The sequence below is a fragment of the Shewanella sp. SM87 genome, assembly GCF_025653705.1.
Classification (GTDB): Bacteria; Pseudomonadota; Gammaproteobacteria; order Enterobacterales; family Shewanellaceae; genus Shewanella; species Shewanella oncorhynchi.
Map to the genome: position 1 here is coordinate 22,423 of NZ_JAKKSC010000007.1, position 15,470 is coordinate 37,892.

Below are 15,470 nucleotides of genomic sequence, written 5' to 3' on the forward strand. Positions count from 1 at the left end.
AATGCCAAGATCAGACGTTGTTTGAGCAACGGCTTCATCACTAACAGGCAAACGTGAAATAACGCTTGCATGGTCTGTAAGTTTTAGTAGACCACAACAAGTATACTCTGCCACAAATTACATATCAGCCAGTTTTTGGAAAGTTTTAGGATGGGTTCTTAATACTCGTTCTGTTTCTGACTTCACGATTTGACGCCCAAAGTCACCTGATAAATCAAGTTGCTTGGTCGCTTTGAGCTTCGGCCTTGTAACCACTTGAACACCGTAAATTTCTAATTTTCTATTTATCATTCTATGGCTTCATGTACTTCGACTTGCTAACTGTATACATACCCCATCAAGCTAAAAATGCGAATTGACAGGACGTCAATCAGACGCCGATATCCGGCAGTATTTCCTTGCGTACAACCGAACAAAGACTTGTTGTTTGGAGGCATCGACTTATGCGACAAGCCGTTAAGTCTCTTGTAACTAAAGCAGTTTTTGTACTGACATTTGTAAATAAATATAGCATGCCATATACCTAACCATCGATCTCATTCGCTTTGGCTATCACCTCTTTTTGTTTTTGAATCGCCTCTTCGATAACTTTTTCAAAAAAATCACTTTTCTCCCTGGGTGATGCGTTGCGCACAAAATCAGAGAAAGCTGTCGATTTGACCTTGCGACGCTTGATAATCATTAATACCTACCAAAATCTGCAACAACTTAGATAACCATTATGACGTGGAAAAATTTCAACAGTTAACCACTTGTAAATATACAACAATTATTAATAACTATATCTTAAACCCATAATTTATTCATTATTTTTCACGAATAGCCACTTTGTGCATCAGCCAGTATCAAAGGTGTCTTTCAGCGGTAATTAAAAGCCGATAGTGTTGTAATTCAAGACTCGTGTTACTTTCCTTGAAGGTAACCTCAGCCTGACTCTAGCATTTAATATGTGGCAAACATCCCCAGTCTGTAGTGTACTGCGGGGTAAGTAGTTCGCGACGCATGGTCCATTTTTGATCAATGCCTTGGGCGGCGAGGAATAAGGTATCGCTACCATAGCGGTGGTTAACACTATCGAGGGTACGCATTAGCTGAGGATTAGCGGAGGGTGCATTGAATAGGTCAAACTGGCGGTGTTTCTCGCTGACTAAATCTAACAAGCCCACACCGATTTTATAATAGCGCACCCCTTGCCTAAACAATTTAGGGGCGGCCGCGCTCATTGCGTGGGTGAGCTCGGCGCTGCAATTTGTGGCACATGGAAAGTTAACTAATGTTTTAGCGCCTGTTGGCTGCTCATCATAGGGAGAATTATTGGCGAACAGCAGCATGGTTTTACATAACGAACCTTGCCTTCTGGCTTTGGCGGCAGCAATGCCAATATGCTTACTTAAGGCTTGGTGGAGTTGTTGGTAATCGGTGATGCGTTCACCCACACTGCGAGTCGAGAAGATTTGCTTTTTATCTGCCCTTGCCTCATCCCATTGTTTACATGCTTGGCCGTTGAGTTCTCTTACGGTGCGTTCAATCTCGATATTAAATTGTTTGCGGGCGAGTCCGGCCGGCATTCTTGCCAGATCATAAGCGGTATTAATTTCCATTAGTGCCAGCTTTTTACTGATGCGGCGACCAATCCCCCATACCTCGCCCACTTCTACCGACTTTAAAATAGTGAGTCGGTCTGGCTCATTATCTATTACGCAAACACCGTTATAACCGGGTAATTTTTTGGCTGCGTGGTTTGCCAGCTTGGCCAACGTTAAGGTCGCGCCTATACCTACACATACAGGTAAGCGTGCTTCTTTCCACACTGCACGGCGAATTAACTGCCCTTGTTCATATAGAAACTTGATCGCAGGGCAATGCTTAAAAGATAAAAAACTCTCGTCAATGGAATACACATGCTGCTCTGGAGCAAAGCGGCCGATAATACTCATCATCTTGGTGGATAGATCGGCATAGAGTTCATAATTGCTTGAGCAGGCAATCACCCCTAACTTTTGGCATTGTTCCTTTAACTGAAAATAAGGTGCAAATTTGGGGATCCCTAACTCCTTTGCTTGACGATTAGCTGCCACGATGCAGCCATCGTTATTGCTAAGGACGATCATCGGTTTGCCACGCCAGTCCGGACGAAACACCTGCTCAGCGCTGCAATAAAAGCTATTGGCATCAACTAGAGCATACATTTTAAATTAGCTAAAGTCGGGTTTTGGCGGTGAAAACGGATTGAACTCACTACGACACCTTCTATGCTGAAGGTGTCGTAATCATGGATAGGTTGAGGCTGAAACTGCTCGTTTGCGGATAGCAGTAACCGACTAGTTTTGTCGATAATTTTACAAACAAACTCGCCGTTAAAATTGGCGACAATCACATCACCATCACGGGCCGTTTCATGGCGATCGACTATCAACAAGTCACCAAAATAAATGCCAACGCCCTGCATTGAATCCCCCCGAGCAAACCCCATAAAGGTCGCGTTTGGATGAATAATCAGGAGTTGATCTAAACTCAGGCCAAGCTGGCGATACTCTTCTGCAGGGCTTTCAAACCCTGTGAGCCCTGCACTTGCATAGATTGGTATGATACGCATAACTAACACCACTGGTTAAATATACAGTTATTCTAGCAGTAATCATGCGGCTGGCAAGTTTAACTCTCAAACTCAACACTGAGATGTCACCACCACAAGCTAAGGAATTTCTTGTGATGGTGACGTTACCTTCTTCTAATTCTAATCCTCTTCCTCATCATAACCTTGGTATTCATCATGATTAGGATTTAACTGATTAGCATGGTTGTCTAGGCTATCCCAGTAAGCGTCATTATTCGGATTCATGCTGTCACTACGATCATCGTTTGGTGTTCTGCTCATGATGGTTTTCCTCGGAGTTTAAATTTAAGTGTTTGAACAATTGCTATGTGAGAGCCTAATGTTCGGGCGAAATAGCTCGGCCCTTTAACAGACAGCAGCAACATTTTCTAATGCCTTTGCTACTTGCTCTAATTCTTCAGGCGTTGCACATCGTGACCCAAATTTCGCCCTCTCTTCTGACAGTCGCTCAAACTCGTCTGGATTTTCAATCAAATGCTCTGCTAACTCTAATGGCGTCTGTTTGTCGGCATCACGATGCCAGGCCATTTTAGGTGCGCTCGCTATTAGCTGCCGCACAGCATGCAGGTTACCCATCCAGGTTGCGGTGTGAAGCGGAGTTCTCCCATCGACGGTGACCAAATCTAAACGACATGACAGGCTTAATAGGTAGTTCACACAATCAACGCTGTGTGATTTAGCTGCTGAATGCAGAGCTGTCATACCTTTTATGTCTTGTAAATCTGGATTGGCACCCGCCTCAAGCATGATTTTGACTAATTCAGCATCACCGGCCTGAGCCGCCAGCATTAATGGTGTTTGTCCCTTAATATCGACAATATTTAGTTGTTTGGGGTGCTCATTAGCAAGTTGAGCGATGAAGTTTCGCCACTTGTTAAGCAACAAGTTAAACCTGTCCACATCACCCTGTAACTCAAAAGGTGCCATTTGCTTTATAATTGGTAACCGTTCTATAAAGCTACTTCTCATTTTAACAAGTTGCATTAAGACAGAGTTACCATCCACTTCCGGTATGTTTGAATTGAGTAGCTGCCGGTTAGATTTAATCCACTGGGACAGCTCGCTTTCTGTACCCGCTTCAAGCAGTTTCACCAGATCTTTAAAAGCCTGATCAAATTGCTTGCTGTTACCTCTGACAATTGCCGGCACACCCGGATAAGGTTTATAGAGTGTTTCCCAAAAATAATCAGATACCCACCGCGCTGTATCTTCAATTGAAGGTATTTGATCACACTCACTCATCATTCCACCAGCAAGCATCTCACGATAGAACTTTTCATGGTTGTTATGAATTAGTTTTTGATTGGCGACCGATAAAGCAAAAGCATCTCTGGCAATCTCGCCACGCACCGAACCGTAGTTGCGATCATTTACAGCATCTAGAGCTTCCCTAAAGCATTTCGCTGCATCTTCAAATTGGTTGCAAGCCAGCAAATGCTTAGCTTTATACTGGAGAATAGGCGCTTTCCAGAGTTCACTGCCTTTGTTTTCCTCTACCTCGGCAAGAAGCAAAGCAACTTGTGCGGCAGTGTCTTTTGGTCTTTGCTTACGCTCACCATTCAAAAAACCACCCAATTCTAAAAGAATGGCTTGAACAGTTTCAGCAGGCGAAACAGCTAACTCACGCAAACGATTTACAGCAAGGCTTCTCGCATTGGTGGAAAGCCGGGGATGCGCAGCAACCTGACTTACCACCCAGTAACTTTGTTCATTCTGAAGCGCTCTCCAGGGAGAGGCTACTTGCATTCTGGATAGCAGTTGCTCAGCTCTTTCCATTTCAGAATAAAACGATTTAGCTCTTTCGATATTACGCTGAATAATTAACGCAGCTGACTCAGGACTGAAACCGATGTGATCTTCCAGCGCATCGTCAGGTGTAATGTTATAAAAACGCCGCGTCAGCAATTGTGCAAGTTGCTGGTTTGCCGTTGTGTGACATGACGGGAGAATTGATAGGAAAATACCGAACTTATCCCACTCTGGTAGCTGTTTTTCAAACCAACGATTTTCAGCAGCTTCACCTTGATCGCCACAATTACGCCAGGCTGCAATAGTGGTGTTATAAACAAATTTATAAATACCAAATAATTGCAGTACTTTGTTTTGCTGTTCATCAACGCACTGGCGATCAATATCAGGACACAGAAACTTCAATAAGCGCGAGTATCCATCCTGTACAGTACGCGCAAGTAGAAAGCGTTGGCGTATGGTTTTCATTGACGGCACAGCATATCGTTGCGCTATGCATATAACAAACCTGGCTTGCTCTTCCTCACTGGCACTGCCAGCTAAAATAGCGTCCAACAGCCCTGGTTGAGTCATCGGGATTTCCATACTCAGCAGCTCAGCTGAAAGGTTTTTACCTTTAACAAATGCTAATGCGGTATTGAACTGCTGGGCAGGTGTGTGACTATCGTAAAATTGAAATGCACCATCGAAACTGAGTTGTGCATCATCTGCAAAATACTTTTCGATAGAATCAGGGCTGATGGGTGTGGCAGCTCGCCAGTTATATAGGGATCGTCTCAGCCCCTCATGCAGGCCATCAGTAGAATCACTGCGTTGATCAGAGAACACTTCTAGTGGCATTCCGAGCAAGTCAAGCAACCAGTCTACCACTTGCGCAACTGGCATATATAAAGTGGCATTTCCGTTATGTTCAATAATCTCAGGAAGATACCAGAATCGACCACCCGGCATTCCCGCATCTAACGGTTTAGGCAGGTTCCAAAATGCAACTCGACGTGCCAGGCTTGGCACGAGAAAATAGCCCAACATATCCCAGACAATTTGCCGCGGGTCTACAGCAAAGGTCCATGTATTTAGCTCAATCTGCTTATAAGCATTAGCAAACTCCATTAGGTTATCCATTGCATCGAGTTGCATTTGCGGATCCATGTCAAAGGCGTCAAAGACAGCCTCTAACGTTTCTACGCCCATCACCCTGTGCATATCCAGGCTTAACTGGCCCTTGGCAAACTTATCTTTTTTGTTTGTTGGGTAACCTTGAATCCCCGCACTTTGGCGGATTTCAAGCAAAATAGACTCAATTAGTGGCAAACTGCTCATCGTTAGTTCCTTTAGCTGACCGACTGCTGATCATTCTGGCAATTCCATTCCTTGTTTTCACTGAAACCTGATGTATCCCCCTATAAAGCAAATGAGCAACTTCTTTATGTACTTATTTTAGAATTGCTTTCAACTAATTTGGTTGAAGTGTTTGCTTGAACCACAATCTCAAATTCTTCCTTTTTACTAGACCTATCCAAGTCTATATAAACTGAATGTACCACTATCTCAGGATCTTGAAGCGGATTCTTTAAAACACTTAAACTAAAGGTATCCGCTGATATTTGAGAAATACATCTATATGTATCTGCCAAGTCTATCAGACAAAATCGAAACCAGAATTTGCAATTACTCGCCATATCAAGTTCAATATCCGCTTGCCAAAAATCCAGTACCGAACTCATTATGAAACTCCTCAACACCTACGAAGACAAAGACGCAGCCGAAGTAGCCCTGACCAAAGTCCAGGGGCCAAAGCGGCTTGCAAGTGAACGGGATGATACGCAAGTCATTTACAACCTCTTTGGTGAGCCAAGCTGGGGTAATTTTTATCGTCTGGGGATGTTTCAACTGCTTGAGCTGCAAACCCTTATAACTCAAAGGCAAGATGGCCTAGCTTATGATGAAAAAAAGCACCGGGAGATCATCACGATGCTTCAGTATATTGCCGGGAATTTTGAGCTAACTATTCCAGAACATTGGCTGTGATTAGCTACTCAATTAAGGAAAGCTACAGTATCAGATGCTTGATGATGTAGTTCAAGAAACGTAGATTGACTCAAGCTATTTTCACTGAAGAACACATCAAAAGGAAAAACTGCTGGGTCAGAGTTGAGCATCTCTAGGCTTCTACTTCTGTCATCGTTAGCAAGGATAATCGCTTTAGCCAGCCAAGCAACTAGCACCGGAGAGGTCACTGTAATAGGCTTAGATAACTGATAGACGCCAGTCTTAGCGCTCGAAATTAATCCCAAATTGGTCAGCGTTCGGATCACAAACTGCATAGAACGTTTGATGGTCGAAGTATCACCGTACTCATCAGCTACTCTTTGCTCCAACTGACCGTAGACAAAAGCACGATCATGCCTTGCAATTCGCCCTAGCTGAGAAACGACAGAGTAGAAAAATGGATATCTCGCGATCAGCAATCCCCAGTGTAAAACTAAGCTCTGTTCACTGTGACTGAGCAACAGTTTGCAAGCCTCATCATGGAAAGATTGCGGAGAGGCTTTTGATTGTGAACTCCAGATCCCAAACAACAAGTTTCGCGTCTTATCCATGGCTACTTGGCTACTAAAAGACGGTGCTAGTAGACTGTCAATGTGCTTTTTAAGTTCAACCCCATCAAATCCACCAGCGGCCCAAATTGCAGTTTGTGTTAGCCAACTCATTTCGAGGTGGCGATTAAAGCCAATAGCAGGTTTCATTAAACATCCTGTTTTAAAAATAAATACATACTGTTGCCTTGCTGATGCAACTCAAACCAATGGTTCGCAACCTGGCTGGCATTAAAAGTAAAGTCAAATGGAAACCACAGTGGATCCTGTAATGCTTCATCCAAGGCTCGGCTAGTCTGGCAGTCTGTCATTAACTGCCCTTTTAGCATCCAATTGATTTCATCTGCATCAGTAATTTTTGATGGTGATGCAGTAAACAAGGCGCCAGAGTCATCTTTAACCAACACACCGAGTTCTTGCATCGTTTTTAGCACAGCTCGTGTTGCGCGCGCTGTAGACTCTGTCTCACCATATAACTCGCACATACGTCGGTTAACTTGTGCTGATTGAAAACTCGAATTCAACTTGCTGTAACGGCCAATAAAACGCGCCACTGCAGCAAAAAAAGGTTTTCTGGCAATAAGCATTCCCCATTGCAATACCAATGATGACTGTTCAGCTTTGTGATAAAGCGCCAGCGCAGCACAGTCGAACGGCTTATATTCAGGCTGTTCGCGCGCAGCCCATATCGCAACTAATAGATTTCTGGCTTTACGCCGATTCTCTGGCGTTTTAACCGTGCCAGTCAACATGGTTTCTATTGCAGAGTTTAGTGTCGCATGGTCATTACCTTGGGCAACCCAAGCGAGTGTTTGCTCAAGCCAAACCTTGTCTAGGTGCCGGCTAAAGCTAGTAAATTTATTCATATTGTATTGGCTTTGAGGTAATTACAGCTAATGGAACCACTACTTCATGTAAGCTTATACCACCGTGCCCAACAACATTTTCGCCCTTAGGTTTAAATGCATGGCTGCCTTTTGCCAAAATTGGAAAACAGTTTTGTGGTAGCCCAAAGCTAGGGCCAGGCCATACTACCATAGTTTCAGCGCGCGTCGTTGCAGTACTAAGCTGCGTGTTTTGCGTGTTATAAATCCGCACTCGCTCACCACGGGTTTCCGCTTTAACACCGTCGCTGATACCACCCACACCTAGCGCCTCTTGGCTGCCATGATCAGCAGTAAGCACTATTTCAAAACCTTGGCTTAGTAACGCTTCTATTTTCTCTATAAAGCCCCATTGCTGCAGCCACAGGTCAACCATTTTATTCAAGCCAGCCATGCCAGCTTTCATGCCATGCATTTGATCATCAATAAAATTAATCACAATGCCGGCCACTTTTAGCGCAGAAGGATGAATTAGGTTTTGCCATTCTTCTTGGCTTAGTCGCTCAGCATTTTTTGCATATAACACCTGATGCCGTGCCAAGCCATGATCAGCCCAAAAATCACGCCATAAGGTTTCTTCTTTGCTGGTTGTTAAAAGCGAATCGGCAAAAGCAAACGGCCGCTTACCCGAAAACAGCGCTTGGCGTGAAATTGAAGTAATCGTCGGCACCCAAGCAAAGCAGCTATGTTCTTCCACCAACATAGCGGCGCGCGCTTGCAACAAGTTACGCAACAAGGGCCACTGTCTGGCACCTAAACCGTCTAGCACTAGCAAACATACCTTTTTATTGCTTGCTAATTTGTTGGCTAACCACGATGGCACTTTGTGTACCATTACCGGCACTTTTATAGTAGGTAATGACTGGAGCGCGCCAAAATTGGTTAACAGCCAGCTTTCAAATATTGCATCAACGGTTAAGTTAATATGCGTGATGTTATCTTTTAGAAAATTTAGCTCAAACGGCTCAGCATCATCGGTTGTTAACTGATAAAAAAGCGCATTTAGCACACCCAAACTGTGTGACTGCTCGGCCCAGAATTCGTGAGTAAGAATGCTGGTATCTAAGAGCTCGAACACCGTTTTTGTTTGGTTGAGTAATCTTTTACATCTTTCAAACTTGGCATTGTTATCAGGCGTTTCAATACCTAAACTTGCCCAATGCCCTGCAGGTAAGTCATTAACTTCCAATACAATCGGCAATAGCACGCCATCGGCAAATAAATTATCAATCAGTAGGCGAATATCGGCATCATCAAAGGGTACGACTAATTCGTCGCGATTAAACAACGTATTTCGGATCTGTGTTTCTGGCCGAAGTGACAAAATATAAAACGCCCACTGCTGCTGCAAAAAAGTAAAAAATAGTGACTTGTTTAGCACCAGCGCCGTAAAATCCCAATCTCGTAACGCTGGGTTTAGTGTCAATAATGTGATTAAACGCTGTTCAAAATGCAGCGGCATTTCAATACCAATATAGTGCTTTCTGATCAGCAGGCGCACCACATCAATATGGTTTTGAATCACTTCAGGGGCAATTTTATACACATGCCGTAAAATAAAATCGGTACTTGCCTGAGGCGTCAGTTTGCCAGGCCGGTAAACCTCTATCGCATCTACTACCGTTTGATAAAACATCGCCGGAATTTGGCGTAGCGAATGGGCATCAATTTCAGCGCAAATCTCGGCTAAATTAAAACTGACTTTTCTCGCAGTTTGCGCAATATCGTAAGGTACTGGCTGAGTATGTTCATCGACAATGCGGATAAGCAACGCTGCTGTTGACGGTTCTTTGTGCCATTGCTCGAAGCTCAGTCTTAATACCAGCGGATCGGCATCATCTACCAACGTAGCCTGCTTACCATTAAAAAACGCCGCTATATGTGGCTCAAAACATAAACCATCCGGATCATCTAACAAATAGACAAAGGCACCGTCTAAATTCAGCTTGTTGATTAGCTTATCTGCCCAATTATTCATCCTGAGATCTCAATCACTAACATCAGGTTTAACTGCGGAAATACTTGGCGTCTTTGCTCGATGTGATGTTGCCACTCACGTTGCTCAATCTCAAGTTGCCGCATTCGATACTGCTTTACTTCAGGTAAGCCGATACGCTCTATGGCTTTGCGCCTAGCTAAAAATGAAAATTCCGTTTTATCCATGTCGCGAGCAAGCTCAGTTTCATATTCCGTATTCAGCACGTTAAATAAAGCCTCACCTTCTCGCTGCGCAGCGTTATTGAGCATTGCCAACACATCCTCGTCAGCGCCTGGTTGATTAGTCTTGCCCGCTATTATCTCAAACTCTGCTTGGCAAACCGCTTCCCAAATACGGCCTGAGGCAGCGGCAAAATAGCGGCCACTGGTATTTACAAAGATGGGTAAAAAGCGCTTTTTGGTTGCTTGATGCGATGACAGTACAACGCTCCACAAAGCCCAAAAGCCATTGGCACCCGATGGTAACTGAGTAAATCTAACTCGCGGAATGGGCATCGTGGGTACCCAAAGCGGCAGTTGCTGGCAAAGCTTCGCAATGTGAGGCTCTTCTAGCGTTAACAAGCTTAACTCTGTTTGCTGCTGTGCTTGTTTACCACTAAAGGTAATATCTTTCGCTGTGCTGCCATCAGGCCAGGTAATGTTGATACTGCCCTTTTTGTTGCGGATAAATTGTGCGGGCTTGCCCAGCGCTTGTTGCCATTGCAAGTAATATGCAGCCATTTGCTCCACCCAATAAGGCATTGGATGGTTTAACGTTTGTTGATATTCATCGAGTTGCAGCGGTATATCACCACCAAACAGTGCATCTTGCTGACGTTTCTCTTCGGCATTTTCTCTTAATGTTTCCAGCGCCCTCGCCAATTCATGGTCAAGCTTACTGGGATCCACTACCTGGGACATAAACAATTCATCAAACAAGTGATTGCTAGCAGAGGAGTCCAATACATCACTGGTTTTATCCACACCAAACTCTTCGAGAATAATTTGCAGCTTTTCTTCTAATATTTCACGCACACGGTGCTCAGCTGTGTTCTCCAACACAAAATTTAGTGCTTTTACCACAAAAGGTTGGCCGATACGGTCTACCCGGCCAATGCGTTGCTCTACCCGCATCGGGTTCCAAGGCATATCGTAATTGACAATAATGTGGCAAAACTGCAGGTTTAAACCCTCACCACCGGCATCGGTCGAAATTAATACCCGGGTCTCTTTTGCAAAGTCTTGCTGTACTTGTTTACGCTCTGGTATGTCCATCGAGCCGTTTAAGCACACCACGCTAATACCATGATCGATTAAAAACTGCGCCAGCATCTGTTGTGTTGGCACAAACTCGGTAAATACCAACACCTTAAGTTGTGGGTCTTGCTCTTGTTGCTGCAGCTTATAAATGTAGCTTAATAGCGTTTCAGCTTTCGCATCAATTTCCTGCGCGATACAACGCTCAGCTAATTCTAATAAAAAAGTGACTTCGGCTTTTTCATCAGCCAGGCCAGAGCGACCAGTTTGTATTAAATCATCTAATTGGCTTTGGCCATCTAAATCTTGCCAATCGTCTGAAAAGTCTATTTCCGTTTGTAGCTGGCTCGCGTCTAACGCCTCTAATCGCCTGGCAAGGGTTTTGGCGATGGCTCGGCTGCTAGAACTCACCAAGCGCTGCATTAAAATCATTAAAAAGCCGATAGCATTTTGCCGTTTCGCTTTGGCCTGGTTATACCCCACCCGAATATAGTCGGTTACAGCTTCATAAAGCTGGCGCTGCAATGTGTGCTGTGCATTCCATGCTACCGGTATTAACTCGGTTTTACGTTGGTTAAACAGCCGTGTACCTTCAGCATTTATGGCTTGGCTTTTCTCTGTACGAACAACATAAGGCTGCACACGATCTTTGGTAACACTGCTAATATCCGGGAAGGCTTTGGCATCTAATAGCGATAACAAACGATGAAAGGCATCGGTTTTACCTTGATGCGGTGTGGCCGATAACAACAGTAAATAGGGCGCGGCATCTGCCAAGCCTTGGCCTAACTTAAAACGGGCAACTTGGTCTGTACTGCCACCTAAACGATGCGCTTCGTCAATAATTATCAGGTCCCAACCGGCAGCCAATACATCATCAAAACGTGCTTTGTTGTAGGTATGTAGCTGCTTTGCCGTCCAGCCTTTGCGGTATTCTAAAGGTTTAATGCTATCTATTGAGCAAACAACCTGGTGGTGTCGGCTCCAAAGGTTGTCATTGGCATCTAGGGTTTTATAATCGCCAGGCTGTACCAGGTGAAAGGTTTCGTTAAAGTGCAACTGCATTTCACTGAGCCACTGGCTTACCAAACCTTTGGGCGCACACACTAAGATGCGTTTTGCCATACCGCGTAGTTTTAACTCACGGATCACCAAGCCTGCTTCAATGGTTTTACCTAAACCCACTTCATCGGCAAATAAATAGCGTATTTGCGACTGACTAAAGGCCTTTCGCAGCGCCTTTAATTGATGCGGTAACGGGATAACATTGGCTTCCATTGGCGAGAGTAAATCGCCTTCCGCCTGTGCATTGGCAATGCGCGCAGCGGTAGCAATATAACTAAGCCCAAAAGGCACTTGGTGCTCGTTTGGGCCATACTCGATTAAATCGTCAGTTGGCAAACAGCGTGTTGCCTGCTGCCCCGCCTTAAGCACTGTGCAGTATGGCTTTTGCCAGAGGTTATGCTCAGCAACAAGCTGTACATAACTCTCCTGGCTTTTACTCCATAGCCAGCATCCTGCATGCCAAGCACCAACTTGCGAGAACATTACTTACCAGTCCTCATTACTGTTGTTTTGTGACAGCGTTATGGCCTGGTCGTAGTACATCAGCAGTATTGGATCTTCAGCAATGACATCGTTTGGCAGCTTAGTTGATATTTCTAAAATGCTGGCAAACTCTTGCGCTTCCCACAGCTTTTTAAAGCCGGCGCGTACCGCTTCAATCCGGAATACTTTCAGCTTTTTCTTAGCGGTTTTGTATTCTTCAAACTCTTTAAGCAGCGAGCGCTCTCGCAGTTTCTCTAAGTCGCCAGCTTTATTTGGATCAGGTACATACCAACGGTCTATCGCTTTGGCTTTTAGATCCGGGGCAGTTTTAGACAAGTTGCGCAGCTCTTTCCAGTTGGTCGAAAGATAGCTATGGACCTGGTCAGGTACCTCATCTTTGCCGTCATAACAGAGAAAGTTCTGGTTCAACAGGTCGCGCAAATCCAATTGAACTTCGTTTTTACTCCAGCCACTTAATTGCTGCATGAACTGAGGATTAATGTCGGAAAATACTTGTGGTTTAAGCTTAAGTAACTGACGCAACCACTGAATGGCGCTAGCTTCATCTTTTACAAATAGAGACGTCTGGATCAACTCTCCAACAACGGCTTTCTTCTTGTCATACTCCGCCGCTTGTTCATCCAAAAAGAACATTCCATTACGTTCGATGAAGCGCTGTGCCAAACCAGCTTGAAACTCCTGACTGGAAACTGGCAACATGAAGCCCTTGCGGACATAGTAAGCCACGAGTTGATCAAATAGGATACGTGGGTCACGCTCTGGGATTTGTAGCAAAGAGTTCCCATGCAACTTAACTAAAGGCAAGTACTGTAAATGAGTACGAATAAAGTCCCACACGCCCTCTTCCGTTTTCGCTTCGTCTCCAAACCGTTCTTCAAAGCCACCGTTTGGCTTGTATGCAGAAATAACTAGATCTTGTTTAACAGCTGTAGGTGTGGTTACAGCTTTAAAACTCCCTTTTTTCTTATCTAAAGCTGATACATTTGCGGTAATAAATCCCGCCTCAGCCAATGCAGTTTGGATACTATTCCAAATGGCAGCATTCGTATTTGAAAATTCAATAGTAATCCACCTGCCCGGTTTTAATTTCTTATATGCTTGAGCGAGACAGGTATACATAAGTGACCTATATTCATAGACACCCTTTCCTTGGGCAGAGTTTTGGACAGCCTCCTGGACAATATTAGTTTTCACTCTCAGCCATGCTTCCCACAGACTATTTAACTCCGAGTAATTGAGGTTTGCTCCAAATGGTGGATCTATAAAAATATAATCCAAGCTATTATCTTGAATAGAATCAAGATTAGTCGAACTTGCACAAGCTATAATTGAGTTACGCGCAACAGCGACTAAACTTTTCTCAATCCTTGAACGCAGTTTAAATCGAGATAGTACATTAACCTCCAGTGATATTGAAGGAAGATAAAGAGTTCCTTCCAGAGGTTTGTCTACTGTTCCGCCTTTTTTATGAAAATGATTACCGACGTGCAATCTACACAATCTGTTTAGGTATTGCATTGATGATGTAAATATAAAACGCAGGGCCTCCCTAGTAGAAGACAGATCAATTTCTCTATTTATAAAAGAAAGGACCAATAGGTTCCCTTTAGTAAAGAACTGATGTTCGTGTGTTAAACCAAAAACATCATTTCGACGAGACTCTTTTCCATACATCATTCTTGCACTAGGATGCCAGAAATCATTAGAATAATTTTCTATTCTTTCAAACCGTTCCAAATCAAATTCGTCGGGTTTTTTTTCAAAACGCTTACCAGAAAATGAATAATTTATTAAAACTGGAACCTGTTTAACTTTTTTTATACTATCTCCTAAGGAGGCATCAAATTCAGTAACCCAAGCTCTTTCCAACCCATTCTTAGATAAGCCGGCATTACAATAAGCGCAGTTAAATGTGTCTTTAACCTTACCTAGATCATGGTCTAATGCAACGTCCCAAAAAACAATCTCTTTCTGGCACCCTGAGCATATAAAAACATCTGACCAAATAGTGTAGTTTATTGTACCTTTCGCACTGTCAAGGTGATTTGTTTCATATATCCATCCATATTCATTACTTGCTCTACCTAAGATTCTCGATATTTCATTTTGGCAAGCTCTATGATTCGTAGGTGTGTTGTAGCCATACGCAATTGATGAAGCGACTGTTGAAAGATCATTTAATATTGTATTTCTTGGTCCAATTTTTGTAATTGGCTGTAATTTTATTTTGATATTTCCATCAACGAACTGCTCAAAAACATTTCCATCATTGTCGACTCGATATCCTAAAGATTCGACAGCTGATTTATCTCCACACATCTTCGCAGCAATACCTGTCATACCTGTGCCACAGAAACCATCAAAGACAATATCACCAGGATTCGTGTAGTGCAGAATATAACGCATAATCGCTTTATGCGGCACTTTAGTGTGGTATGAGTGGGCGTTGTAGATTGGGTCATTTTTGCCCTCGCTTACGTCCGCTGCAAATGGCTCACGATGGTAATGATAGTCCTCAGGTTTAGCAGGTTTCTCTGCTTCCCACTGCGCAATAAAATTAGGAATCCAAGGGTTTGGACAGGCTGTGTAATACGGCGGGTCGCTTAGGTTTAAAATATCTTCGTCATTGCCTATCGGGAAACCCTCAATTTTCCGAAACTCTGGATCTTTTAATTTCTCGGCCAGTAATGCGGTAAAATAAGCTCGGCGCTCGACATCGTTGGCAAAGGTTTCACCCAAACACGTGACTGGGCCAGTCGGCTTTTCATTCTGTGTTTGCTCGGTAAATAGGTTGTCTTGCTGCATAGTGGTTCTCAAATA

General features: G+C 43.8%; 13 protein-coding genes. 1 reads left to right on the plus strand and 12 read right to left on the minus strand.

The window, feature by feature from the left end; translation table 11 throughout:
• Positions 1 to 117 precede the first annotated feature (117 nt).
• From L5M11_RS07310 to L5M11_RS07340, 7 genes are all read right to left on the minus strand, one after another.
• Positions 118 to 291 (minus strand): acetyltransferase, encoded by a 174-nt coding sequence (locus L5M11_RS07310; RefSeq protein ID WP_411569286.1) that lies wholly within the window; start codon positions 289 to 291, stop codon positions 118 to 120.
• A 232-nt stretch (positions 292 to 523) separates the two neighbouring features.
• Entirely contained in the window at positions 524 to 682 is a 159-nt protein-coding gene (locus L5M11_RS07315) for a hypothetical protein (RefSeq protein ID WP_263191762.1), read from the minus strand.
• A gap of 253 nt (positions 683 to 935) precedes the next feature.
• Positions 936 to 2,189 carry a Y-family DNA polymerase gene (locus L5M11_RS07320; protein WP_263191763.1) on the minus strand — a complete coding sequence of 418 codons (1,254 nt, stop codon included), beginning with the start codon at positions 2,187 to 2,189 and terminating at the stop codon, positions 936 to 938.
• Positions 2,177 to 2,596, minus strand: a complete 420-nt coding sequence (locus L5M11_RS07325; protein ID WP_069454541.1) for a LexA family protein — start codon at positions 2,594 to 2,596, stop codon at positions 2,177 to 2,179. The genes L5M11_RS07320 and L5M11_RS07325 overlap by 13 nt, the downstream gene beginning before the upstream one ends.
• A gap of 141 nt (positions 2,597 to 2,737) precedes the next feature.
• Complete coding sequence (locus L5M11_RS07330; RefSeq protein WP_023268020.1) at positions 2,738 to 2,878, minus strand: hypothetical protein; 141 nt, start codon at positions 2,876 to 2,878, stop codon at positions 2,738 to 2,740.
• 84 nt (positions 2,879 to 2,962) lie between these two features.
• Positions 2,963 to 5,686 carry an ankyrin repeat domain-containing protein gene (locus L5M11_RS07335; RefSeq protein ID WP_263191764.1) on the minus strand — a complete coding sequence of 908 codons (2,724 nt, stop codon included), beginning with the start codon at positions 5,684 to 5,686 and terminating at the stop codon, positions 2,963 to 2,965.
• A 104-nt stretch (positions 5,687 to 5,790) separates the two neighbouring features.
• Positions 5,791 to 6,090 (minus strand): hypothetical protein, encoded by a 300-nt coding sequence (locus L5M11_RS07340; RefSeq protein WP_263191765.1) that lies wholly within the window; start codon positions 6,088 to 6,090, stop codon positions 5,791 to 5,793.
• A 1-nt stretch (position 6,091) separates the two neighbouring features.
• Here L5M11_RS07340 and L5M11_RS07345 point away from each other — a divergent pair, with 1 nt between their 5' ends.
• Positions 6,092 to 6,394 carry a hypothetical protein gene (locus L5M11_RS07345; protein ID WP_263191767.1) on the plus strand — a complete coding sequence of 101 codons (303 nt, stop codon included), beginning with the start codon at positions 6,092 to 6,094 and terminating at the stop codon, positions 6,392 to 6,394.
• A gap of 8 nt (positions 6,395 to 6,402) precedes the next feature.
• On the opposite strand, the gene L5M11_RS07350 is transcribed toward L5M11_RS07345, so the two are convergent.
• From L5M11_RS07350 to L5M11_RS07370, 5 genes are read right to left on the minus strand one after another with little or no spacing between them, the layout of a single operon-like run.
• Positions 6,403 to 7,113, minus strand: a complete 711-nt coding sequence (locus L5M11_RS07350) for a hypothetical protein (protein WP_263191768.1) — start codon at positions 7,111 to 7,113, stop codon at positions 6,403 to 6,405.
• The gene (locus L5M11_RS07355) at positions 7,113 to 7,829 is read right to left on the minus strand and encodes a hypothetical protein (RefSeq protein ID WP_263191769.1); all 717 of its coding nucleotides are present in this window, start codon (positions 7,827 to 7,829) and stop codon (positions 7,113 to 7,115) included. Before L5M11_RS07355 ends, L5M11_RS07350 begins: the two co-directional genes overlap by 1 nt.
• Entirely contained in the window at positions 7,822 to 9,825 is a 2,004-nt protein-coding gene (gene pglZ, locus L5M11_RS07360) for a BREX-3 system phosphatase PglZ (protein WP_263191770.1), read from the minus strand. The genes L5M11_RS07355 and pglZ overlap by 8 nt, the downstream gene beginning before the upstream one ends.
• Positions 9,822 to 12,629 carry a DEAD/DEAH box helicase gene (locus tag L5M11_RS07365; RefSeq protein ID WP_263191771.1) on the minus strand — a complete coding sequence of 936 codons (2,808 nt, stop codon included), beginning with the start codon at positions 12,627 to 12,629 and terminating at the stop codon, positions 9,822 to 9,824. The genes pglZ and L5M11_RS07365 overlap by 4 nt, the downstream gene beginning before the upstream one ends.
• A gap of 3 nt (positions 12,630 to 12,632) precedes the next feature.
• Positions 12,633 to 15,455, minus strand: a complete 2,823-nt coding sequence (locus L5M11_RS07370; RefSeq protein ID WP_263191772.1) for a site-specific DNA-methyltransferase — start codon at positions 15,453 to 15,455, stop codon at positions 12,633 to 12,635.
• Positions 15,456 to 15,470: the final 15 nt, after the last annotated feature.